21 protein-coding genes are annotated in these 25168 nt (G+C 48.2%); 2 read left to right on the top strand and 19 right to left on the bottom strand.

Going from position 1 to position 25168, the window contains the following annotated elements:
* Position 1: 1 nt before the first annotated feature.
* The 7 genes from EJL91_RS16910 to EJL91_RS16880 are packed head-to-tail and all read right to left on the bottom strand — an operon-like array spanning position 2 to position 8321.
* Positions 2–1252, bottom strand: a complete 1251-nt coding sequence (locus EJL91_RS16910; RefSeq protein WP_125143134.1) for an SPFH domain-containing protein — start codon at positions 1250–1252, stop codon at positions 2–4.
* Positions 1253–1268: 16 nt separating this feature from the next.
* On the bottom strand, positions 1269–2102 hold the full coding sequence (locus EJL91_RS16905) for a deoxyribonuclease IV (protein WP_125143133.1): 834 nt from the start codon (positions 2100–2102) through the stop codon (positions 1269–1271).
* Entirely contained in the window at positions 2096–3055 is a 960-nt protein-coding gene (locus EJL91_RS16900) for an ABC transporter permease (RefSeq protein WP_125143132.1), read from the bottom strand. Before EJL91_RS16900 ends, EJL91_RS16905 begins: the two co-directional genes overlap by 7 nt.
* On the bottom strand, positions 3033–3995 hold the full coding sequence (locus tag EJL91_RS16895) for an ABC transporter ATP-binding protein (protein WP_125143131.1): 963 nt from the start codon (positions 3993–3995) through the stop codon (positions 3033–3035). The genes EJL91_RS16900 and EJL91_RS16895 overlap by 23 nt, the downstream gene beginning before the upstream one ends.
* On the bottom strand, positions 3995–6469 hold the full coding sequence (locus EJL91_RS16890; protein WP_125143130.1) for a hypothetical protein: 2475 nt from the start codon (positions 6467–6469) through the stop codon (positions 3995–3997). The genes EJL91_RS16895 and EJL91_RS16890 overlap by 1 nt, the downstream gene beginning before the upstream one ends.
* Positions 6470–6487: 18 nt before the next feature.
* On the bottom strand, positions 6488–7627 hold the full coding sequence (locus EJL91_RS16885) for a sensor histidine kinase (protein ID WP_341467021.1): 1140 nt from the start codon (positions 7625–7627) through the stop codon (positions 6488–6490).
* Positions 7617–8321, bottom strand: a complete 705-nt coding sequence (locus EJL91_RS16880) for a response regulator transcription factor (protein ID WP_125143129.1) — start codon at positions 8319–8321, stop codon at positions 7617–7619. The genes EJL91_RS16885 and EJL91_RS16880 overlap by 11 nt, the downstream gene beginning before the upstream one ends.
* A 376-nt stretch (positions 8322–8697) precedes the next feature.
* On the opposite strand from EJL91_RS16880, the gene EJL91_RS16875 reads away from it, so the two are divergent.
* Positions 8698–9378, top strand: a complete 681-nt coding sequence (locus tag EJL91_RS16875) for a maleate cis-trans isomerase family protein (RefSeq protein WP_125143128.1) — start codon at positions 8698–8700, stop codon at positions 9376–9378.
* 124 nt (positions 9379–9502) lie between these two features.
* Here the strand turns inward: EJL91_RS16875 and EJL91_RS16870 are convergent, their stop codons facing one another.
* From EJL91_RS16870 to EJL91_RS16820, 11 genes are all read right to left on the bottom strand, one after another.
* The gene (locus EJL91_RS16870) at positions 9503–11671 is read right to left on the bottom strand and encodes an RNA degradosome polyphosphate kinase (RefSeq protein ID WP_125143127.1); all 2169 of its coding nucleotides are present in this window, start codon (positions 11669–11671) and stop codon (positions 9503–9505) included.
* Positions 11672–11674: 3 nt separating this feature from the next.
* Positions 11675–13240 carry a Ppx/GppA phosphatase family protein gene (locus EJL91_RS16865; protein ID WP_125143126.1) on the bottom strand — a complete coding sequence of 522 codons (1566 nt, stop codon included), beginning with the start codon at positions 13238–13240 and terminating at the stop codon, positions 11675–11677.
* Positions 13230–14564: an ATP-binding protein gene (locus tag EJL91_RS16860; protein ID WP_243125420.1), complete on the bottom strand. Its 1335-nt coding sequence runs from the start codon at positions 14562–14564 to the stop codon at positions 13230–13232. Before EJL91_RS16860 ends, EJL91_RS16865 begins: the two co-directional genes overlap by 11 nt.
* 37 nt (positions 14565–14601) lie before the next feature.
* Positions 14602–15729, bottom strand: coding sequence for a bifunctional chorismate mutase/prephenate dehydratase (locus EJL91_RS16855; protein WP_125143125.1), 1128 nt, complete (start codon positions 15727–15729; stop codon positions 14602–14604).
* A complete protein-coding gene (locus EJL91_RS16850) occupies positions 15704–16459 on the bottom strand; it encodes a lysophospholipid acyltransferase family protein (RefSeq protein ID WP_125143124.1) in 756 nt (251 codons plus the stop codon). Before EJL91_RS16850 ends, EJL91_RS16855 begins: the two co-directional genes overlap by 26 nt.
* A 271-nt stretch (positions 16460–16730) precedes the next feature.
* Positions 16731–18236: a cardiolipin synthase gene (gene cls / locus EJL91_RS16845; protein ID WP_423243450.1), complete on the bottom strand. Its 1506-nt coding sequence runs from the start codon at positions 18234–18236 to the stop codon at positions 16731–16733.
* 44 nt (positions 18237–18280) lie between these two features.
* Positions 18281–18760: a type II secretion system protein gene (locus EJL91_RS16840; protein ID WP_206429513.1), complete on the bottom strand. Its 480-nt coding sequence runs from the start codon at positions 18758–18760 to the stop codon at positions 18281–18283.
* Positions 18761–18779: 19 nt separating this feature from the next.
* Positions 18780–18959 (bottom strand): DUF4250 domain-containing protein, encoded by a 180-nt coding sequence (locus tag EJL91_RS16835; RefSeq protein WP_125143122.1) that lies wholly within the window; start codon positions 18957–18959, stop codon positions 18780–18782.
* Between the two features lie 119 nt (positions 18960–19078).
* Complete coding sequence (locus EJL91_RS16830; protein ID WP_423243449.1) at positions 19079–19381, bottom strand: hypothetical protein; 303 nt, start codon at positions 19379–19381, stop codon at positions 19079–19081.
* Between the two features lie 197 nt (positions 19382–19578).
* Complete coding sequence (locus tag EJL91_RS16825; protein ID WP_125143121.1) at positions 19579–21009, bottom strand: DNA polymerase Y family protein; 1431 nt, start codon at positions 21007–21009, stop codon at positions 19579–19581.
* Positions 21010–21540: 531 nt separating this feature from the next.
* Positions 21541–22404: a polysaccharide deacetylase family protein gene (locus tag EJL91_RS16820; protein ID WP_243125418.1), complete on the bottom strand. Its 864-nt coding sequence runs from the start codon at positions 22402–22404 to the stop codon at positions 21541–21543.
* Between the two features lie 251 nt (positions 22405–22655).
* Between EJL91_RS16820 and EJL91_RS16815 the strand changes: the two genes are divergently transcribed.
* Positions 22656–23636, top strand: a complete 981-nt coding sequence (locus EJL91_RS16815) for an agmatinase family protein (RefSeq protein WP_125143120.1) — start codon at positions 22656–22658, stop codon at positions 23634–23636.
* A 250-nt stretch (positions 23637–23886) separates the two neighbouring features.
* Here the strand turns inward: EJL91_RS16815 and EJL91_RS16810 are convergent, their stop codons facing one another.
* Complete coding sequence (locus EJL91_RS16810; RefSeq protein ID WP_125143119.1) at positions 23887–24657, bottom strand: IclR family transcriptional regulator; 771 nt, start codon at positions 24655–24657, stop codon at positions 23887–23889.
* Between the last annotated feature and the right edge of the window lie 511 nt (positions 24658–25168).

Below are 25168 nucleotides of genomic sequence, written 5' to 3'. Positions count from 1 at the left end.
TTTATGGCCTCGGTTTCCCACATTCTGAACAAAAATTTCCCTTGTTTGTATTGCCGCAGCTGCAGGTCCACTCCTCTAAGGGTTTCGGTGTGCCGCATTCGGAACAGAACTTGCCTGTATTCACATTTCCGCAGGCACAGGTCCATGATGCCGGCTGCATGGGAGCCGTTTTGCATCCCGCACCGCCCTGGGCATTTCCCTGTGAGCCGGCCTGCTGCATCCAGTCTGTCTGGAACAACGGCTGCTGCCCCATAGCCTGGTTCATCTGCATCTGCTGCATATTAGCCGCCGACAGCGCTCCCATTAAGCCGCCGCCTGCGTTCATTCCAACACCCATACCCATGAATCCGGCCAGGGAACCGTTTGCATTGGAACCTGCCGCTTCCATTCCTCTTGCCACGGAACCCTGCACATATCCCTCACGTACAGACGGATCACCAAGCATGGCTCCCTGATTTCTCATATTAATCAGCCTCTGTGATTCCTCGTCATAGGAAATACTGGCGATACCCACCGCCTGAATCTCCATCCCCCTCATCTGGTTCCACTCGGCATCCAACGTTGTCGACATATACTGGCCAAGCTCGCGGCTCTTGGAGCTGACATAGGAGATCCTTGTGCCGTCTGACGACATCTGGTTGATGGAGGACTGGAGCGCCGACAAAAATTCGGACAGATACTGTTCATTAATTACATCGATATCCACATGGTCTTCGTTCTTAGGAATGACTTCCGAATAAAATTTGAGAGGCTCTGTAACCTTAATCGAATAGGTTCCATGCGCCCTTAAAAACAGCTCGGCATTGTAGAAATTGTCGAAATAATTAATCGGCGTCCTGGTGCCGAAGCGGATTCCTTTGATTTCCTGGAGATTGATAAAATACACCATCTGTTTCAGCGGCGTCTGACCGCCGAAACGGATTCTGTTAAACGTCTCCTTCAGGGCGTCTCCGAATTCACCGTTAAAAAGGGACGGCATTGCGGAATTATCCACCTTGTAATATCCTTCTTCCGCCGTATAATCCACAACCTTGCCGCCGTCCACCAGCATCATGAACTGATTCGGGTACACATGAATCATAGAACCGTTGGAAACTACGTCAGCCAGTCCTTTTTTATTCTGTCCCGACCTGATTTTAACGCCTTTGGTAAAAACCGTCTGGTCGCTCATATCCTCCGCTTCAATGACCTCCAGCCACTGATCCGCTAAAGACGTCCCGATTGCCCCCGTTACCGCTTTAATAATTCCCATTCCGCTACCTCCCGTTTTAATCCCTGTATTTTGACTTAAGCAGCGCTATCTCCCTTGCATATCCATCCAAATCATTGGGTGTTTCCAGATAAAAAGGCAGATTTCTAAGCGCCGGATGATTGATAATCCGCACCATCGCGTCGAGGCCGATATGGCCCTCCCCGATTTTCGCATGGCGGTCCTTGTGTGCTCCCAGGGGATTCATGCTGTCATTTAAATGGATGGCTTTCAGCCTGTGAAGGCCAATCTCCCGGTCAAAATGATTCAGGACGCCATCCAGATCATTTACAATATCGTATCCACCGTCCCATACATGGCAGGTATCCAGGCAGACGCCCATCTTGTCGCTTAGTTCAACCCGGGAAAGGATTTCCCGAAGTTCTTCAAATTCTCTCCCAACCTCACTGCCTTTTCCTGCCATCGTCTCCAGGAGCACGGTTGTACTCTGTTCCGGCTTTAAAATCCCGTTCAACATTTCCGCAATATATGCAATTCCGGTCTCCGCTCCCTGCTTCACATGGCTTCCAGGGTGGAAATTGTAACAGTTTCCCGGCGTGTATTCCATTCTGTTTAAATCATCTTCCATGGTCTCCCTGGCGAACTTTCTGATATTTTCATCCGCGGAACAACCGTTTAACGTGTATGGCGCATGAGCCAGAATCTTTTCAATCCCCTGTTTTTCGGCAAATGCAAGAAAACTCTCAGCGTCGGCAGAATCAATCTTTTTCGCGCTGCCGCCCCTCGGATTCCTGGTAAAAAACTGGAAAGTCCCTGCGTCGATCTTCTCCGCCTCCTTTCCCATGGCCAGATACCCCTTGGAGGATGACAAATGACATCCGATTCTCAACATGGCTGTCTCCTTTTTTCTCTTTCAAATCTTCTGATTTTCTGATGCCGCTCCGCCCTCTCTTTTCTTCCGTGGATAGGCGTGACGGCATAAATGGAAATTACAATCAATATTATAGCCAGAACCAACTGAATCGCCATGCTCACACCGGCCCAGTGATCCATGATAAAATTGTCGGGCAGCGCCCCGAACCACTGCTCAAACGGTTTACGGATATCACCGGCTCCCGCCTGCCCGTTTATCACGGAATAAAATGTGAGCGCCGGGTTTACAAGCAGCAGATAAATAAAACCGCCTGAGCTGGCCTGCCTCGCCGCGGAGTTTAAAACCGACACATAGGAATTGACCTCATTGGCGTCCAGATGGTATGTAAACACATTGACGGCATACGTCCCGGCCACCAGAAGCACGATGGTAACGTAGGTGCAGACTGTGGCTACAGTAGAACGTTTCAGCAGTGAGGAATAAAACATACCGATGCCTCCCGTGAACAGCGCCACAATCCCGTAACAAAGAAACAGCACCAGCACATCTGCAATCGTAATTCCTCCATACACAAATACCAGCGACTGCACCGGCAGCGCGGATATGGCCAGAATCAGCATCGTAGTAAGCGCCGACCAGAATTTACCCAGTATAATTTCCCTCGGCTGCATCGTCGTGGTCAGCATCAGTTCCAGCGTCTGCCGTTCCCTCTCACCGCTGATGCTGCTGGCTGTCAGAGCCGGCATGATAAACATCAGCATCAGAAATTCAATGGAGGAGACAAAGGTGTACAGCTCCAGAAATCTGGAATACTGTATCTCCGCCGTCACCTTCACCTGCTCCACCACGGTAAACATATTGAACAGGGCCACTATAGCCAGAACACTGTTAAATATCAGAAGAATCAGCGCCATGCGGATGCTGCGGCTGCTGACAGTCAGTTCTCTTTTATAAACCGGATTCAATTTCATGTTTCAGCACCGCCTTCTCTCCTTCGTGTCCGGTAATCTGCATAAAAAGCGTTTCCAGACTCCCCTTCTCTCTCATAAAACCGCTTATCATTACATCGGCATCTATCATCTGCTGGAGCAGCATCGCTTCATCCTGCTTATCTCCGATAAAGCCGACCTTAATCTCCTCCTCTTTCACCGATATCGTCTGCACACAGGGATGGCTCTTTAATATGGTCAGCGCCTTCTCCTTATTGCTGAAAACGCAGATTAAAAGCGGATTAGAAGAATTGACACGCTCGAAAATCTGGGACATACTGCCCTGCAGCACCATCCTGCCCTGCTCTATGATGCCGATGCTGGTGCATAACTCCGACAGCTCCGACAACATGTGGGAACTTACAATCAACGTCTTGCCCTGTTCCCTCAGTTCCTTCAGCATCAGCGTGTACTCCACCCTCGTTCTGGGATCCAGGCCGGAAGCCGGTTCATCCAGAATCAGCAGTTCCGGATCGTGGATCAGAGCCCTGGCCAGGCAGAGTCTCTGCTTCATTCCTCTGGAAAGGCCGTCCACAAAAAAGTCTGCTTTGTCCTCCAGCTTTACCTGCTCGAGCAGAAGTCCGCATCTTTTTCTGGCCACCAATCCTTCTATTCCATAGCAGGAGGCGAAGAATTCCATATACTCCGATACCTTCAGGTTGTCATAAACCCCAAAGAAATCAGGAACATATCCTATCTTCTGTTTCAGCGCCGTATTGTCTCTTACGGCATCCACACCGTCTATTATCACTTCACCGCCGTCCGGCGCCAAAAGGCCTGCCACAATCTTCAGTGTCGTCGTCTTGCCCGCCCCGTTGGGACCGACAAAGCCGAACAGTTCCCCCCTGGCTATCTCCAGGTTTAAACCGTCAAGGGCCTGGAAATTGCCGTATTTTTTTCGAAGCTGTCTAATCTCCAGCATTATTTTTCCCTCCCTGTGACGTAAATCATCGGAAGCTGCCTGTCCCAACCGCCCTCGTTCGTTCCCTCACTGACATATTTCACTGTCAGTGTGTTGGCCGGTGACAGGTATGGCTTTAATTCTTCTGCCGTATAGCTTTCCTTTTCCTCCATCAAATCATTGCGGCCTGTATCATAGTTGTAAAAATACATCTTCCCGGTGAACATATTCAGATATGGATATCTTGGGTTGTCAATAAATACAGATGATAATTTCTTAAAATCCACACGGATGATATCCAGATCATTGCCAAGCGAATACTCAATAATCGCCGGTTCCGCCGGCTCTCCCGTGTACATGCTGTTATATCTGGACTGGTAATTGCCCGAAATCACCTTGGGATCCTGCTCCAGGGCTGTCCTGTATACGAGGCTGTTCTCCTTCCGGCTGAGTTCCACCTTGGCTGTCACCATTGTGAGGCCTTCCGTAATAAAATCATCGTCCACCAGGAATGTTTCCATCTGTCCTGGGCTGAAACCCACCACCGTTGCCTCGGGAGTATATTCATTCATCACGGAATCCAGATAAAAGGAAAGCAGGCGGCTGTGTTCCTGTGAGCGCATATAACCCTCGTCGTTGATATCTGTCTTCTCATACTGATCTCCTCCGGTCACCCGCTGGGAAAGGGCATACGTATAGCTCAGAGGATAATTAAGAATCTCCAGTTCATCCAGTTTTATCTCCTGTCCCGGCTCCATGTCTCCCAGCAATACAGCCTGTCCGTAGAGGAGCAGAACAGCATCCTCCAGTTTGTAGTCAAACCGGTTGACCAGAGTCCCCTCGATTTTTCCTCCATATATATCCACTTTTCCGTCTATTCCCACATGCTCCGTCCTGTCGAGCTGTTTTCTCAGCATAAACAATTTCGGCGTAAAGGCGACGGTATCACGTATCTTAATTTCGGTTCTGTCCGGAAGGTAATTGATGTCCGTCTTATATTCTTCCTCCCCTGTGAAACGGGCGGCGGTAAACGAATCATAGTAATAGCTCTTAGTCACAGGCCTCACCGCGTACTGCGGGTTCAGCTTCACCGTATACGGTTTATTGTAAGGGCTGCGGATATTGACATAAGTCTCCTCCTCCACTTCCTTTCCCGAAACATCCAAAATCGTAGCGTACGTAAAGAAAGGTTCCCTGAACCGCGTCCTCATGCCCAAAATATAAATAATACCCGTAAAAACCAGGGCACAGGCGGTCACGCCTCCCATATAGTATCGGTGAATGGAGCGTTTTTTCAGATAGAGATAGATAACCGGTCCTATCAGAACCAGGTAAACCACAATGACAAATGTATAGAGGATGATATTGGGCAGCCTTCCGGCATCTCCTGTGTTAATCAGTCCCTGCACGGTAAAATACAGGCTGGCAAAGCCTGAATACTCCATCTGAGCCAGCTCATTGGTCTTCACATCCCCCATAGCCATTGTGTAGAATTTTTCAATGAATGCGGGGTGGGTCTCACAAAATCCCCTGATATCTTTCAGTTCGAATGCCGCCGCAACAATCCTGCCCTTTTTCTTATGCACATAAGAAAGGAGCGGGAAAGTGTCCCCTGGCATCAGGGATGAACCATTTTTCAGTCCGATATTAGCACAGACCATCTCCATGACGGCATCCTGCGGGGCATTCTGTGAGTATTCCGCCCCGAGATTAATCTCCTGAAGGAGAGCTTCCTCATACGGCGGTTCCAAAATCTCGGAGGCAAAGCGCCCCATGGATTCTTTATACCGTGCGCCTCCTCCCACAAGAAGCGTTCCGCCGTCATCTATCCAGCGGCTAATCGCTTTATGCTGCGCTTCGGAAAGCTGGTTTAAATCATAATCCGACACGAGAATCATGTCCAGCTGATCATAACCAAAGGTATCCTCCGGAGCGGTATCGCGGCTTAAATACACCTGGCGGATTTTAATAGAGCCATAGTGGATTCCCACTTCATCCATAAACTGCAGTTCTTCCGGATGGTCGCTGAATACACCGACAAACGTCTCTGCGACATCGCCGCTTATATTGAGTTTCAGGCGTTTCCTGATTACCTCATTGCCGCCTGCATCCGTCATACTGACGAACATCTGATCCGTCTTAATTCCAAGGGGGATGTAGACAGACTTTTCTTCCTGTCCTCCGCCGTTAATCAATATTGGGTAATCATAACGGTAAACCTCCATGCTCGACTCAGTGGTCAGGATTTCCAGTCTCCCTGTAAAGTCCTGCTCTTCCCTGTTTTCCATATGGACCTTTATCTGCAGGTAGCGGTTTCCTTTTGCCGTGTCATTAAATCCGTATGTTACCTCCATTGCAACAGGAGCGTCCTTTCCCGCCTGGACGGCCGCCATGGTTCTGAGCGGCAGCAATGCCGCACCCGCCAGAAATATTAGTGCAAATAAGGCAAAAAAGAGGCCTGCCCCTCTTTTCCCCTGTTTTATATGTTCTTTCATGTCCACTCTTCCCCCGCTTTACGCCGGCGTGTCAAAATTCTCTTTGTTTACGTCAAAGTTCGTCTTCAGCTTAACGGTGAATACGGTTCCGTTCAAATCGCTTGTCACCTGGATCGTGCCGCCATGCATGTCCACGATATTTTTGGCAATCGCAAGGCCCAGGCCCGTCCCTCCCGTGTTGGTGGAACGCGACTGCTCCACTCTGTAGAACTTGTTGAAGATAAAAGGAAGTTCATCTGCCGGAATTACGTAACCGTAATTGGTGACGGAAACTGTAACTGTCGGCTCGGCTACCTGTATCTTAACAAGCACCCTTTTCCCATCGGCTCCGTATTTAATTGCATTGTTGATCAGGTTGTCAAAGAGACGGGCCAGAAGATTCCCGTCCGCCGTAATCACTTTGCCTGGCACATTGCTCTGAAGTTCATAAGACAGGTTCTTGTCCACAAAGCTCGGATAGAACTCCTCCAGAAGCTGGCTCAAAAGCTTAACAACGTCCACCTTCCCCACATGCATGCTCATCTTACCATAATTCATCTTGGTAAATCCAAACAAATCCTCGATCAGCTTCTCCAGGCGTTTAGACTTGGCATATGCGATATCAATGTACTTCTTCTGCATCTCCTGCGGAATCTCCACCTTGCCGGACAGCAGCTCCAAATATCCGATGATCGATGTGAGGGGCGTCCTCAGGTCATGGGCCACATTGGTGATCAGCTCATTCTTCGTCCTCTCCGCTTCCCTCTCTTTATCCATCAGCCTGCGGATATCCTCCATCATCTTGTTGAGGTTTACCGCCATCTGGGTAAATTCGTCATCTCCCGTAACCTCCACCGTTGTGTTCAGATCACCCTCCGAAATATTCTGGATGGCGGAAGAGATCTTCCCGATGTAGCGCAGCGCTTTCTCCTGCAGGGTCATAAACGTCACGGTAAATACGCCAATCCCCAAAATCACATAGATGAGGACCATCAGCGTATTGATTTCCGTCATCTGCAGAAAAAAGGAATCGGCGTATCTTGTCTCTTTCAGATAGCCAATGATCATGGAAACATTCGCGATGAGAAATACTTCTATCAGGCAGGTAATCACTGCGCTGTAAAATATGTTTGTAACGATTTTCGTACGAAACCGTTTGCTCATGTCACTACTTTTCAATCTTGTATCCTACCCCCCAGACGGTAGTGATGATCTTATTCTGTCTGGTGTCTTCTTTCATCTTGCCGCGAAGGCGCCTGATATGTACCATAACTGTGTTGTTGGCTTCATAGACCTTCTCATTCCAAACCTTCTCAAATATCTCATCTGTGCTGAATACGCGGCCCGGATTGGAAGCGAGAAGATAGAGGATATCGAATTCAATCGGGGTCAGCTTGATCTCTTCCCCATATACCATCACCTTGTGGTTATCCTTGTTAATAATCAATCCCTTGATGGAAATCTCATTCTTGGCGGAGGAACTCACGTTGCTCTGCGGATTTAACTGTGTGTATCTGCGAAGCTGGGACTTCACTCTGGCTGTCAGCTCCAACGGATTAAACGGTTTGACCACATAATCGTCCGCCCCGGTCCCGAGTCCCAGAATCTTATCAAGATCCGTGGAACGGGCGCTGAGCATAATAATCGGGATATTGTTGGTCTCCCTGATCTTCTTGCACATCTCAAGTCCGTCCATCCCCGGCATCATGATATCCAGAAGGACGAGATGAATGCTCTCCTTCTCCAGAATATCGAGTCCTGCCTGTGCGTTATCCGCCTTAAATACTTTATATCCGTCACTGACCAGGTAAATCTCCACCAGGTCCGCTATTTCCTTTTCATCATCTACCACTAAGATGTTGATCTCTGACATAAAAATCCTCCCTCATTAGTAAACCTTTTCTGTCATTTTCCCGTTTTGTTTCTCTCCGGAAAATCATACAGCTTTAGTTTACCATACAGCAGAAAAATTTGCTTTAATTTTCTCTTACATTTTTGGAGAAATCTTCCCTTGCAAATCAAGGGTTTTCCAGGTTCTCCGGCCCCCGGCCCCTCCCCGGCCCTTCTTCTGTAACAGAAACCTGAAAGAATCAGACCGTGTACGCAAACATTCCATATTTTCCTTATATAACAGTATATTACACCATTTCCCAGCAAAACGTCAGAATGCATTGACGGAAATGCCAAAAAATGTATATAATTGAATCACTACAAAAGCATACGGTTCTAAGTGAACAGGAGGTACACAGATGTCAAAGCGAGATATAAAAAGGATTGCCCTGCTGCTGCCCAACACAGATTCCATTCTGGAAACGGATCTTCAGATTTATCTTCCTTCCAACGTCATTATCCACACCGCCAGGATGCGCCTGGATGAAGTTGGGGAGGCGGCGGAAAAGCGTATGGTGGACGAAGAGCTGCCGAAGGCAGTCTCATTCCTGAAAGACATTACTCAGTTTGACGGCGCGGTGTTCGGCTGTACATCGGCCTCAGCGGTTTACGGTGAGGAGGGGCTGCAGCGCATCGGCCATCTGATGGAAGAGGGGCTAAAATGTCCCGTGACCAATGCATTTTCCGCCGTTCTCTCTGAAATCAGGCGCTTTGAAGCAAAGCGGATCGGCCTCCTGACCCCCTATACCGGGGAGGTTAACCAATTCTTTGCGGCCACTCTGGCGGAGTTTAACATCGCCTGCGGAGCCTATTACGGACTTGGAATCTCCGACGATACACAGATTGCCCGCGTGGAACCGCAGGAGATCGAGGATATGGCATCCAGATACAGGGATGAATTAAAAGAACAGGATCTGCTCTTACTTTCCTGCACCAATTTCCGTGCCGCCGAAATCCATAACAGAATCAGCCGAATGCTGGAGCTCCCGGTTGTTACCAGCAATCAGGCTATCATCCACTGGATATTATCTATTGTATGACAGTGCGGGGAAATATTGTCCTCAGAAAATATAAAAACGAAACAGCGATGCATCAAAGCGGTAGAAAGCCTGATAAGCATCGCTGTTTCGTTTTTTATGTTTTTATAACGCCATTCCCAATTTCCTACTGTTCCAGAGGAATAAACACCCGGTTCTTTACCGGATCCGTCAAATCCTTCTCCGCCCTGGCCGCCTGGATCGCCTCCTCGCAGAATACTTCCTGGGAGATGACAAGGGCTTTTCCCCTCTTATCCTTCTTAGCATAGGTGCCGTCCGGCTGCAGGAAATGGGCCTTCACATTGTCATTTAACTGGACATCCAGGATATGGATTACGCGCTCTTTCAGCTTCTCGTCTTCCACCGGGAAGAGGATTTCCACACGCCGATCCAGGTTTCTCGGCATCCAGTCCGCACTTCCCATAAACACCTTCTGTTCCCCGCTGTTCTCGAAGAAGAAAATCCGGCTGTGCTCCAGGAAATTGCCGACGATAGAGCAGACTGTAATATTTTCACTCAGCCCCGGCACGCCCGCTTTCAGGCAGCAAATGCCGCGTACAATCAGTTCCACCTTAACACCTGCGCAGGACGCCTCATACAGGTTGGCAATGATCTCCTTGTCACAGAGGGAGTTCAGTTTCGCCACAATTCTCGCATTCTTTCCGTTCCTGGCATTTTTCGTCTCCCTCTGAATCAGGCGCAGAAACTTACCGCGAAGCCACAGGGGAGCCAGGGACAGTTTATTCCATCCCAGAGGTTCGGAATAGCCCGACAGCATGTTGAATACGGCCGTGGCATCCTCTCCAATCTGCGGATCGCAGGTGAACAGACCGCAGTCCGTATAGAGCTTGGCTGTGGAATCATTGTAGTTTCCCGTTCCCAGATGGACGTAACGGCGGATGCCCTCCTCCTCTTTTCTGACAATCAGCGTGATTTTACTGTGGGTTTTAAGGCCCAGCAGGCCGTATATTACATGGCAGCCAGCTTTCTCCAGCATCTTCGCCCAGATAATATTATTCTCCTCATCAAAACGTGCCTTCAGCTCCACAAGAACGGAAACCTGTTTTCCATTATCCGCCGCTTCCGCAAGGGCTGCAATAATCGGAGAGTTTCCGCTGACTCGGTACAGGGTCTGCTTGATAGCCAGAACATCCGGATCCTTGGCTGCCCATTTGATAAATTCCACGACCGGTTCAAACGACTCATACGGATGGAATAAGAAAATATCTCCCTTTCTGATATTGGTAAAAATATCGTCGTCGTTCATCAGGGCCGGTACCGGCTGCGGAGTGTAGCCCGGCGTCTTGAACGCTTCATAGCCAGGAAGCCCGTAAACTTTCATAAGCACGGTCAAATCCAGCGGGCCGTTTATCTCATATATCTCGTCGCTTGTCACTTCCAGCTCATTTTTCAGGATATCCAGAAGGCGTTTATCGGCTTTCTCCTCGATATCCAGACGGATTGCCTCGCCCCACTGGCGCTTTTTCAGCTGCTTTTCAATCTCCTGCAGCAGATCTTCGGCCTCGTCCTCATCAATGCTCAGATCAGCGTTTCTCATAACGCGGAACGGATGGGAGCAGATGATATCATAGTTCAGGAACAGTTTATCGATATTACGTTCAATAATCTCCTCCAGAAAGATAATCGTCGTCTTCGTCTCTTTCTGCTCCTGGCCATCGCCCCCGGCGCTTTTCTCGTCATCCGGGATTGCAACGACCCTCGGCAGGCCGGTCGGCACACGGACCATGGCAAAATCCAGCTCACTGTCTCCCTTTTTCTTTCTCACCAGTGCGGCAATGTTCAGGGATTTATTGCGGATCAGCGGAAACGGCCTCGAGGAATCCACTGCCATCGGCGTAAGAACCGGATAAACCACATCTTCAAAATACTTATCTACGTAGGCCGCCTCTTTTTTCGTCAGGTTCTCATGGCAGGTCACTATCTTCAGGCCGTTCTGTTTTAAAACCGGAAGAAGACCCCTGTTATAGGTCTTATACTGATCCTCCACCAGTTCATGTGTCTTAACTCCGATGGCTTCCAGCTGTTTTGCGGCCGTCATCCCTGCGATGTCGGGCTTTGTATATCCGGCATGGATCATATCCTTTAAAGAGGCTACGCGGACCATGAAAAATTCATCCAGGTTAGAAGCTGTAATACTCAAAAATTTCAGCCGGTCAAACAGCGGCGTGGTTTTATCCCTGGCCTCTCCCAGAACGCGGTAGTTGAATTCCAGCCAGCTCAGTTCCCTGTTAACATAATTTTCAGGACTGGTATATTTCGATGCTGTTTCTGTCATCTCTTAGATCCCCCTTTTCTGTCTCAATACCGGATGGATGCCGAAAATCTCCTCGAAGAAGTCGGCCTTCTGCTCGAATGAAAAGCGTTCCAACACAATACTGTCGGTATAGCCCGTTGTGATTACCAGGTTTCCATCCCTGACCGCCACTTTGAAATCGGAAAGCTTCTGCTTATGCCCCCTGTCCATGGAATTGGCAAGGCGCAGGATCGCAGTCAGCTTTGCGATAATAATAGTCAGCTCCCGCCTTGAAATATTCTTTCCCCCATGCCGTGAAAAATCGGATTCCAGAACTACCTCGTCATAGGCAAATTCCTGTATATTATATCTCACGACGTTGGCGACAATCTCCCTCTCCAGATGGGAAAGGCCGATAATCTCCGTTGCCATGATAATCTGGTAAGCATTTTCCGTGCTTTTTGTAATGCTGACAAATTTACCGCAGGCATGGAGAATCGCGGCAATCTGCAGCAGCAGTCTCTCCCTGTTTCCCAGGCCGTGATATTTCCTGGTCGCGTTGAAAATGGCCACTGCCGTCCTCTCCACTTCCTGGGTGTGGGCTGCATAGCACTTATAGCGCTTCGCCATATTGCGGGCTGAGGAGAGAATATCTCCCTCAAAATCATGGTGGAATTTTACAAGGCGGCTTTCCTCCGCATATTCCGCCGCAATCCCGTCACAGAGCCGGATCCCCGGAATCCATACAGATTCTGCTCCAAGCATATCCAGCACCTTTTTATAAATAATGGCGCCCGGGATCAGAAGAGCCGCATAGTCATGCTCTATCTCATAGTAATCCTCTATCTCGTCCACGGACATCGAGGTCAGTTTCTTGCAGAAGGCCTTGAACTGCTCGGCGGTAAACCGGTCCCGGTTCGCCTCCTTCATTCCTCTCTTGACCATGTAGATAATGCTCTCTCCGGTCGCAATCAGATTTTTAATTTGTCTGTCTTTTAAGTACATCTTTTTAAATGTATAAAGCTCATTGTCCACCAGCTCATCAACTATCTCCGGTATCATCTGGTAATTGACCTTCCAGTGGGCGGCCATCTCACTGAGACGCAGCACGCCCAGAATCAGGTTCTGGGTTGATACGAGAGAATCCTTGTCAAACAGGGAAATCTGGGAACTTCCAAATCCCACGTCCACAATCGCAGTTCCCGTCTGAACGGTCTTCTGAAACTCCGCGTCCTTCGATGCCACCGCTTTATACGTCATAAAACGAAGCTCGGAGTTATTGATCGGTATTACCCTGACGCCGGTCCGGACCAGAATCTGGTCGAGAACAATCTGGCTGTTTCTGGCCTCCCTCAGCGCACTGCTGGCATAAGCCCGGTAATCCTGAACCCTGTAGGTCTTCATGACATCCATGAATTCCTTCAGCACCCGGCACATCTCATCCACCAGCACATAGGTGATCTTCCCGTCATTGTAGGTATCCTTTCCCAAAGCCAGAACATGGCGCAGGTGGTCTATTTCCCTGATGCCGTATTTGCCTGAAATCTCATAGATTCCAAGTTCCAGCTCAAACGATCCTACGTCAATCGCAGCAAATGTTTTAATTGCCATACTGTTTTTCCTCCAGCTTTAACTTACCCAGCAAATAAGTGATGAACTGGGCGGCTGTCCTGCCGGACAGTCCTCCATGGCTCAGCTCCCATTTATTTGCCTCCAGATACAATTCTTCCTCCGGTATATTGACATGGTATTTCTCCGCCAGCGCCTTCACGATCTTCTGGAATTCCTTTTTATCCGGGGAACCGTAATAGATCGTCACTCCAAACCGGGCCACCAGGGATAATTTTTCCTGCACCGTGTCGTTGACATGCAGATCATCGTCCAGCTCACGTTTATCACTGAACTTTTCCCGGATCAGATGGCGCCTGTTGGAGGTTGCGTAAATCAGGACATTCAGAGGTTTGATTCCCAGCCCGCCCTCGATAATCGCTTTCAGATATTTGTACTCTATCTCATATTCCTCAAAAGACAAGTCATCCATATAGATAATAAATTTGTAGTTACGGTCCTTAATCTGCTCCAGCACATCCGACAGGCTGTGGAACTGATGCTTATATACTTCTATCATCCGCAATCCCCGGTCATAATATTTATTCAGAATTGCCTTAATGCTGGAAGATTTTCCCGTGCCGCTGTCGCCAAACAAAAGTACATTGTTGGCAGCCCTGCCTTCGATAAATGATTCCGTATTTTCGATGAGTTTTGCTTTCTGCATCTCGTATCCGACGAGATCCTCCAGATAAATATGCTCCACCCTGGTGATCGGCTCAATCGATGCCTTTGGGCTGTTTTCATTCATGCTGATATGGAACGCCTTATTAAGGCCAAATTTGCCGACGCCGAATTCTCTGTAAAACTCGGTCACCGTAGCCTGGAACGTCCTGTCGTCGCCTGCGCTCTCAAGCGCCGCGGCCAGCTCCACAATCCTGTCGCGGATTCTCCGGTTGAACACCCGGCTCTCATCCGATGAACTCTGATACCGCTTCATCAGATGCCAGATGCCGTCGTCCCCTTCGTCCAGAGCAGCGATGTCACATGAAAAAAGCTCCCTCATCAACCGGAAATCATGAACCGCCAGTTCATTTAATGTGCCTTTTACAGGGCCTGTAATCTCACATGAAGTGCTGTAGGCGTTCTCATGGTTCGCCATACAGAATGCCAAAAAGCAGTGCCATAGATTTCCTTTAAAACCATAGGTCACTGCCAGTTCTATCAGACAGTTGGCACAGGCAAAGGCATCCGGGGCCTCAGGGCCCCTGTCCGATGCCAGCAGTGCGCATACGTCGTCAAATAAGTTCTGATATTTTAAATTTCTGTAGAGAATCATCTGATTCCCCTGTGTTTTTCCGTTTTCTTTCCTCATTATCTCTTCCATGCTGCCCTCTTTCCGGCTGAGCCGAAATACCGTACCGTCAATAATTACCGAGAATTCTCATGTTCTTCGCTTCCTGTGATATGCCGTAAAGCGCATTAATGACTCCCGGATTCTCCAGATTTCCTTCTATGTCGACAAAGAAACGGTATTCCCAGTTACGCCCGGGAACCGGACGTGACTCGATCATCCTCATGTTGACGTGATTAAAAATAAAGTTCCCCAGTATGTTGTAAAGAGTACCAATCTTGTGGGGAAGTTCAAAACAGATGCTAATCTTCTCGGCGTCTTCCCTAAATACCGGCTCAGCCGACAAAATCAGGAAACGCGTCGTGTTCTCTTTACTGTTGTTGATGGAAGTGGCAAGCGGTTTTAAGCCGTAGATTTCCCCTGCTATCTCACTTGCCACCGCAGCCTGGGTCCTGTCGTTCTCATCCCTGATCTTCTTGGCGGCGACCGCATTATTCTCCATGCTGAGCTGCTGCCAGTTCTCCCTTCCGTTCAGGAATCCGGAGCTCTGCATCAGCGCCTGGGGATGGGCATATACGCGCCGGATATCCTCAATGGAGGCATCCTGCGTCCCAAGCAGGAAGTGGTTTACCGGAACAAAAGTTTCCGCCACTATGTAATTGTTATACTTTAAAAGCAGATCATAGTTATCCGTAACGGCTCCTGCGGAGGAGTTCTCGATCGGAAGCACACTGTAATCGGCCCGGCCCTCCTTCACCTCTATCATCAGGTCTTCAAACCTGCGGACGTGGTGGATATCGGCCGCTTTGCCAAAGTATTGCAGCGCAGCGGCATGGCCATAGGCCCCTTCTAATCCCTGGAATGCAATCCTTTTTCCCGCAGTGTCCAGTTTCTTCACTTTCTCAAAGCCCAGCTCCATCAGGCCGATGCGCCCCGCCATCGTCTGGTACTGGTACCGGCGGCTCAGTGTCATCATCTGGAGAAAAAGCTCCCCGACCGCCTGTTTATTAAAATCACCCTCTGCCATCCCGGTCAGGGTTTCTATCTTCTCCTGTTCGCGCTTAGCGTCGTAAACAGCCTTGCCCGTCTCAATCTTATACTCCGCCACATCCGCGCAGAGTCTCATTCTCTCTTCAAAAAGCTTCTCAATCTGTGTATCGATTCCATCCAGTTTAATTCTGATTTCCTGTAAGTCCATGCTGCTCCTTTTCAAGCATTCTGATAATCTGCTTTCTCGTATATGCCCCTACAAACTTGCGCTCCTCCGGAGGCAGTTCCTTGATAATAAACGGCTGTCCAAACTCAATCGTCACATGGGCCGGCCTGATAATGGGAAAATGTTTTTCAAATATCTCCGCCGTTCCGGTGATGGCGACCGGTATTACCGGGCATCCTGATTTCTCGGCAATCTTTAAGCTTCCTTCTTTAAAAGGCAGGAGCTCCAGGAGATCTTCCCCTCTGTTTCTCGTTCCCTCCGGAAAAATCCAGATGGAAACGCCCCTCTTTACCTTTTCGATTCCTTCCAGGATTGTCTTAAGCCCCTCTTTCAGGTTCTTGCGATCCAGGAACAGGCAGTTGACATTAGTCATCCAGTCGGAAAGCAGCGGATACCGCTTCATCTCTTTCTTTGCTACAAACCCAAGTAAGCTCGGCACTGTCGTATAACCAACAAGAATATCAAAATAACTTCTGTGGTTTCCCACATACAGGACAGGCTGTCCTTCCGGCACATTCTCCATCCCTTTGACGGTCACGGTCACTCCCGACATTTTAAGTATAAAACGGAATACTTTCTGCACAATGCGCAGACTCTCCCGCTCCATCTTCTCCTGGTCACTTTTGCCTGTCTTTTTCAGTTTATGCAAAAGTCCTGTGGAAAAAATAAGGAAACCAATTACAGTTGATGCCACTAATATAAAACGTATCATATCTTCACCTCTCTATCCGTTCTATTATATAAAAATAACGGCTCTTTTACAAGCTTTTCCTGTCTGTAAAATGCCTGTAAAGAACCGTTGGGTTACTGTTCACTCGGGATGTATTCCGCGAGGTGTTTTCACGTGTTTTTCGTGAAAATCCCGAGTTCTGCGGCGCGAAATGGCGTTCTTTGGCAGTGCTGCTGTTGCTCCGTAATCCGTAGCACGCCCGCGCAGTATATCCGACGTAAACTGTAACACCTCTTGTAACTCTTAATCCGCTCTATAAAAGCGGAGACAGCAGGCGGCTGCACTGTTCCTTAAAACGGATCACAAGCCCCCTGGCCTCATAATCCTCCGGTGTAATCTCCCTGCACAGCGGAAGATCATTCAGGAATGCCTCTTCCAAGCGTTCCGTCGTAGCCTCGTCATAGATGACCGCATTAACTTCAAAATTCAGTTCAAAACTTCGGATATCCATATTAGCCGTACCGTAACAGCTCACAAAACCGTCCACGGAAACGCCTTTGGCATGAAGAAAACCGTTCTCATACGTGTAGCATCTGGCTCCCGCCTTCAGCAGATCGCCCACATAGGAATAGGTGGCCCAGTACACAAACGGATGATCCGGTTTGCACGGAATCATCAGACGCACATCCACGCCGGAGCGGGCCGCAATCTGAATGGCTGACAGAACGGCATCATCCGGGACAAAATAAGGTGTCTGAATATAGATATGATGCCTGGCCTTATGGAACAGTTCCAGGTAATTATCGCGTATCTGCCTGGTCTGGGTATCGGGTCCGCTGGAAACGATCTGGATTCCGGCCATACTGTCAATCAGCGCAGGTTCCGTCAAATCGGCCGTCTCATTAAAATAGCTCATATCCTTAAACAGATTCTCCCCCGCCGCATAATTCCAGTCCTGGGCAAAACGGAGCTGCAGGCCGATTACCGCCTCGCCGTAAATTTTCAGATGGGTATCCCGCCAGTATCCGAACTTTGGATCCTTAGAGATATATTCCCGGCCGATATTAAAGCCGCCGACATAGCCGACGCGGCCGTCAATCACAACAATCTTCCTGTGGTTTCTGTAATTCACACGGAAATTGAGACGGCCCAGAATCGGCGGGAAGAAGCTTGCAATCCCAATGCCGGCTTCCTCAAGCATCTTCCATTTTCGCTTCGGCATAAAACGGCCGCCCATCCCGTCGTACAGAATCCTGACTTCGACGCCCTCCCTCACCTTCTCAAGCAGGATCGGAATCATTGAATCAAACAGTTCATCATTCTTTATAATATAGTACTGAATATGGATATAACGTCTGGCCTTCTTAAGTTCTTCTTTTAAATCGTCAAACTTCTCCACGCCGTCTGTAAAAATTTCCACATGGTTATTCATCGTCAGCACTGCTCCGGATACCTCCAGGTTATAAAGAACCAAATCCGCATATCCTCCGGCCAGGGAACCCAGAAGTCCCATGTCCTGGCTTTTGATGAATTCTTCCTGGTTTTTAGCCGAATATTTGAGACGGTCCTCCACCTCTTTAATCCTGAACATCTTGCTCTTCCTGAAATCCTGGTCAAAAAACAGATAAAAGAGAATGCCAAATACCGGAATGAAATACAAAGCCAGAAGCCACGTCCAAACCGTCTTCGGATCATGCCTCCTGAAAAATACGATAATAATCGACAATATTAAATTGACAAAAATCAGATGTTCCAGAAGCCATGTCCAGACCGACACCGCTCCATCAAAAATCGTTCCAATCACGCCCACTGTATTCACTCCGTCCTATTCTTCAAACCGGAATCTGTTCTAACCTGCTCCGGCTATTCACCGTCCTCTGTCACTCCTGTTTTTGTTATACTGATATCCGGCTTTTCCCTCACGATGGAAATATCCCCCGCCAGCTTTACAGAGATTTTGTAGCCATCCACGGCGTAAACAAATTCAACCAGCACGGATTTCACAAAATGGAATTCCTGTATTTCCGCTCCCATGGTGGCTCTCCTCGTCAGGTACGGATTCAGCACATGTCTCTTTGAAGATACTTCAATCTCACATAGCTGAGCTGCTAATTTTTCCTGTGTCAGCGGAGTCCCGGCTGCTTCCATATCTATCATATAAAGCTGTGTGGCCAGGCTGACGCTTTCCGCTTCCGTCATATAGCGCTGTTCCCGGGCTTTTTCAATGTACTTTGCCAAAACAGGTGCCGCCATCCCTACCAATATGGCAAGTATCGATACGGATACAACCAGTTCCAACAGTGTAAATCCTTTATTTTCGCCGCATCCCCTATTCTCGTTCATCTTTTGTCTTTTAGTCATATCATCGAAAACGGTTCTGGCCTTTGTCGTAACAGTAACCGGCCTCTGCCAGTTTTTTCTCCAGCTCCTGCCGGTCCACCATCAAGTCGTCACAAAGTGATTCCAGGCTGGAATAATAGTCGCGGAGCTGAGTATTAATAAAACTCAGGCACATAATCGGATCCTGTGGTATTTTTTTCATCTTGGGTCACACTTCCTTCTCTGTCGGTTATCTTTTTCCCACACACTTTATCACAATGCACCTGTAAATTCAATTGTTTGTCAACATAAATTTACAAAAATTTACAAATTTCTACAAACTTACTCCTCCGGAAACGTGACGGTCACGTAAAAACCCCGGTCATTTTCTACAATTTCCTTCACAATTCCCCTTGTAACCCCGTTCTCCGTTTTTAATCTGTTGTTGAGCTTGAAAAGCCCCGACATCGCCACGGCCGGTTCTATCATATAGTTAACGTTAAAAGGGGTGACTGATTCGCTCACCTCGACCTCCTGGCCCTGCTCCACAAGTCCCGGCCTCTCCATCTTAAATATGATTTCCTTTGCCATCACAATCCCTCTTTCATTCATATATTGGTTATTGTCCACTATAAATATTACCATAAGAACTGTCCTTTTTCCAGAGTTCGCACGGCTGTGGTTAATCTGTTACTGTTCACTCGGGATGTATTCCGCGAGGTGTTTTCACGTGCTTTTCGTGAAAATCCCGAGTTCTGCGGCGCGAAATGGCGTTCTTTGCCATTTCTGTGCATCGCGAAGCGTGTTATTGTTCACAGCGTAATGCGATGTGAACAGTAACGCTAATCTATCTTAATTCTGCTGTAATCCACGGTCAGCTTCTCCCTGGAAATTCCGCCCGACATATGGTCTATTCTTCCTGCTCTCTTCCTAGTTTCCGCTTTCCCGGCCATTTTATTCGTTTTGTTCGTCTTATCCTGATCTTTGACAGAATCGTCTTTCGGATTTCGTTCTTCAGGAACCAATGCAGTTTTTGTCCCCTGCACGCTCACTTTCCCGTTGTCCTTCTCTTCCTTATCATTGATATCAGGAGGAAGGAATGAAGCCCTTTTGACGGCATCCGTACCGAATTTACCGCGGATGGCATCCACGGCCCTGTCTAACTTCTCCAGTTTTTCGTAGTCCGTCGTATCGAAAATGCTCATCTGGCGGGCGCTCTCTTCCTTAATTCTGGTAGTCTGTATCCCAAGATGGCGGATTGGCGCCCCATCCCACAGCTCCTCAAAAAGACGGCAAGCCGCCTGATAGAGCTCCGCCGTAATATTGGTGGGTGCCGCCAGCACCATCTGGTGCCCCTGCGACTGCAGGAGGTTGTTCTTAATTGATACCGAGACCACTTCCGCCTTAACTCCATGGCTTCTGAGCCGCGTTCCGACGGTCTCCGCCAGAGACAGCAGCACCATCTTCGCGATCTGCGCGTCCGTCACGTCAAAAGAAATCGTCGTGCTGTTGCCGTATCCCTTATTGTCGGGCGCTTCCGGCTCCACCAGATCGGGAGCCTCGCCGTTGGCAAAATTCCAGATCACCTCGCCGTGCTTTTTCAAATGACTGGTTATTATGGACAGTTCCGTATTCGCCAGCTCCCCGATCGTGTGGATCCCCATAGCCGAGAGCTTCTGCTCGGTTGCCCGGCCGACAAAAAACAGTTCCCTCACGGGCAGGGGCCACATCTTCTCTGCAATCTCATCCTGAAAAAGCGTGTGCACCAGGTTGGGTTTCTTAAAATCCGAGGCCATCTTTGCCAGCAGTTTATTGGAGGATACGCCGATATTGACGGTAAATCCAAGCTCCGACTCAATCCTCTCCCGGATGCGGTTAGCCGCTTCTTCCGGCGGCCCGAACAGTTTCTCCATTCCCGTCATATCCATAAAGGCCTCATCAATACTGTACGGTTCCACGTTGGGGGAATACTCTCTCAGCATATCCATAAACGCCTGCGACGACTCTTTATAAAGATTATAATGAGCCGGCACAAGTTCCAGCTGGGGACATTTCTTTCGCGCTTCCATGATGGATTCCCCCGTCCGGACGCCAAATTGCTTCGCCTTTATGGACTTTGCCAGTATAATGCCGCGGCGCTTGCTGCTGTCGCCGCCCACAGCGCAGATTCCTTCCCTTAAATCCCTGGTTCCTCCCAGGTGCCTCAGCCGGTAAACAGCTTCCCAGGAAAGAAATGCACTGTTCACATCCACATGAAATACAACCTGTCCCATGTTTCCACCTCCGGTAAATTTAGAAACATATAATTCCTGTCTGAAACAGGAACCGTGCGGCGGCTCCTGCTGTTTAATAAACCCATTATATCAGAACGTATGTTCTGTGTAAAGGCAGAACTTTTTTCCATATCAGCACGACATACGCTCCGTTAAAAATCTATTATTCAGTCTCTTGTGCTTTCGTGGAATGCTGGATTCCATAGACATCCAGTTTGTAATCCCTGGTGTAAATCAGTTCTGAGACGGGTACAATTGTATATCCTCTGGCCTATATTTCTTTAATAATTGTCTCCAGTGCCTGTCTAAAGAATCGATAGACCACTGAATACAGTAATACCCGTTATTTTCACCGTGTCAATCACTTTTGAATTATAAGCTTCATAGGGGGCTCTGAATAGAAATGCCTCCCCTTCCCAAACACTTCCGTTACAAATCAAAATGTAATCTGTTAATTTCTGGATTGTTTTTGGTTTTATCAGTGTTTTATCCATAAATACAGTATAAAACAGAACAGTAAAATAAGCAATCTTAATCAGTAAACTGACGTCCCTCCTGATCGAGATGAAAATTTTCTTTCCATATAAGAGACGATACCGGAACAATTTCAAATCCTTTTTGCTGCAGCCCCGTTATGACCGCTTCCAGGGCATCCGGGGTATACTTCGCTCCATTGTGCATCAGAATAATGCTTCCATTGCCGAGATGCGGATCGTCCAGGACTTTATTCACAATCGAATCGGCGCCGTAGTCCTTCCAATCTAAACTGTCTATATCCCACTGAATCGGATAATATCCCATGGAATCGACCACTTCTATCACATTATTATTATAGTCACCGTAAGGAGGTCTGAACAGCGTCATATCTTCTCCCGTCAGTTTTTTCACTTTGTCATGCACCGTCTGCAGTTCTGACTTTATCTTTGATTTATCGAGCTGGCTCATATTCTTGTGATTTTCACTGTGATTTCCAAGCTCATGCCCCTGCCCCGCAATGTAGCGGACATCCTCCGGATATTTTTCCACCCATCCGCCTGTCATAAAAAAAGTAACCTTGATATTGTGAGCCCCCAGGATATCCATGAGCCGGCGTGTATCCTCATTTCCCCAGGCCGCGTCAAACGTCAGCGCCACCTGTGGTTTATCCGTCTTCACGCAGTAAATGGGAAGCCTTCTTTCCTTAATCTGATAATTCCTGCCTGCGGCTTTGACATATTTAAATACGCTCTGTGATGAGACGCTGGACGCATCCCCCTTATGTATGGATTTTTCATACAGAGATGTGATGCAGCCGATTGACAAAAGCACCAGCAGCATCCAGAACAGCGCGTTTTCCGCTATAGGCAGATGATGGCCGGAATGCCTCTCCGACGGTTCCCTCTTTCTTTGTTCCATAAATTTCATTTGACCACCTCGGCAAAATATAATTTTCAGACTATTCGCCGGCCCGGAAAAATCCTGGCAAAACTGCCGTGGATAAGGGCCGGATCGCCTTATTATTATAAGTATATGAGGGAAAAAATGTTACATGCCTATTGACATTTTAACAGCGTAGTGATATAGTCAGATTATGATAATATCGTTTACAAAATTACAATGTCGTTTTTCAAAGTACTATATTTCGTCCATGAAAGGAGTTTTTTATTATGCAGAATAAGCCAATTATCTATCAGCCGGGGGTAGTGCCACAGGAAATTTACAGCGGAGTACCGTCTTTTATGGGACTGCCGGTAGCAAAGACAGCGGAAGATGTAAAACAGTTTGATTTCGCCGTTATGGGTGTTCCGTGGGAAGGCGGTTGTACATATGGCGGATACTCTTCCTGCGTCGTAGCGCCAAAAACATTCCGTGCCGTATCGACACGCTATACAGGTTATCTTCCTGATTATGATATAGATACATTTGATTATCTGACCGCCTGCGATTACGGCGACACCGTTGTTCAGAACGGCAACTATGACCTGACGTTTGCAAAAATGCGTGAGAAATTCGGCGAGATCATTGATGCGGGCGCGATTCCGATTACATTTGGCGGCGATCACTCCATCTCCTACCCAATGATCAGCGAGCTGGCAAAACGCCATAAAAAGAGAGTCGGCGTTATCCATTTTGACGCACATCTTGATACAATGCCGTCCTTTGGTGACGACCTTTATTCCAGATGCTCTCCTTTCAACCGCCTGTATCAGGATGAGAACTTTGATTCCACCAAGATCGTACATATCGGAATCAGAGGACCTAGAAATCATCCGCAGGAGAGAAGGGAAGCCGAGAAATACGGCGCAACCGTTATTCCGGCTATGGAAATCAAAAAGAACGGATACGAGGCTTCCATTAAGAAAGCCCTGGAAATTGTGTCTAAAGATACGGACGTAATCTATGTAACCATCTGCTCCGACGTATTGGATGCTTCCGCCAATCCACAGGGACCGGTTGATCCATGCGGCGTTACATCCTTTGAACTGGCTATGATGGTCAACGAATGCGGCAGGGCCGGAGCCAACGCATTTGACTTTGTAGAGATTTACCCGGAAACCTGCGGTGCACAGACATCTGCCCACACAGGCGTATGGATGGCGCTCTATTTCATGAATGGTCTGGCCGCCAGAAAAGCAGAATTAAAATAATACCGTTTTCTTAAGAGGTGTATTTTATTAAAAATCAGCCTGCATGAGAAAAAACATATTAAAAGAAGGGTAAGAATTCCATTTTCCTGGAATTCCTGCCCTTCTTAAATTTGCTTAAATGAGTTTCTGTCCGCTCCTTCTCCCGGATGCTCCGTCATCTGATTGGATACGGTCTTTCGGCCTTGCTGACCGAACGGTTTCAAATACACAAATACTTTTTCCTTTGTCTTTCAAGTCACTTCTTTGTTCACTAGAGCAAAAGATTCTCTGTCACAAATGCCGCGCATTCCCTCATTGGAATGATAACATCCTGGATAATCGGCATCACAATGGAACTGGATGCCACGATACTGATCGTCCCGTAGATCGCCCCGTTCTTCTTCATGACCGGAATGGCAATACTGCTGATTCCAAGCCCTATTTCTTCAAATTCCGTGGCATATCCCCACTTTTCAATCTTATCCAGCTCTTTTTGCAAATCTTCCCTGGTTACAAGCGTGTTCTTTGTATACATGCGCTTGTCCAGCGTCCTAAAATACCGTTCCCTCTGGCGCTCCCCCATATAATACAGAAGCAGCTTTCCTGATGCGGTGGCATTCAACGCAAAGGTCGTGTTTAAGCGCGTGAGAAGAATGTAATGTGCGTTTTCAGGATTGATGTTTTCAATCGTAAAAATATTATAATTAGAGACCACCTGAAGACGGGCTGATACCTGAAACGCATTGGAAATCTGCTCCAGATACGGCCTGGCCAGCTTCTTGACGCGATCCATATCATTGGAACTCACCAAATCCGCCTTGGGAATAAATACAGGTCCCAACGAATAAATATTTGCTTCTCCATCATGTTCCAGATAACCATTAGCCACCAGCGTATTGACAATTCCCCTGGTCGTATTGATATTCAGGGACAGCATCTCACTGATTTTCGGCAAAGTCAACTTCGGTGTCTGATCACTGAAACAGTTGATAATATCAAATGCCCTCTGGATAGACTGGATCAGACGCACTTCTTTTTCCATAATACAGGCTCCTTTTCTCTTCAATACAAGATAGATTTATACTACAACATTTTCAGGAAATATGCAATGAGTCCTATTTATTGTTCGGGTTTTCGTAATCATTCGTTGGTGGATTTGATTGAGAAATGAGGACGCCGCCGTCAGGCCAGGGGCCGGGGTGGTGAGGGGGATCGATGAGTCTTTCGTCCCGGGCGTCAGGGTGTCGCGGGCGGGGAATCCGGGCAGAAAAAGTTCCTGCGGGAAACGCTCGCGCTCGTTGGAGTACATAATGGTACTAACCTCGAAAACACCTCGGTAAGTACCAATGAACTCCCAGGTTCCCTCCGGAATCTTTTTCTCCCTTCTACCCCGCTGGAAGGTTATGGCCGGGACAAAAGCCCCAGCCAAGACGGCTGCCCGGCCCCTGGCCTGCGGCGCCTGATCTGTCCTCTTTCTTCAAGAGGGGAGGCACTTGTCGCTGCCACTACGTTGCTCTGGATGCCTGAAAACTACATCCTGTTCGCTATAAGAC

This window comes from Clostridium transplantifaecale (assembly GCF_900626075.1).
GTDB lineage: Bacteria > Bacillota > Clostridia > Lachnospirales > Lachnospiraceae > Otoolea > Otoolea transplantifaecalis.
This window is presented reverse-complemented; position numbering and strand designations above follow the sequence as displayed.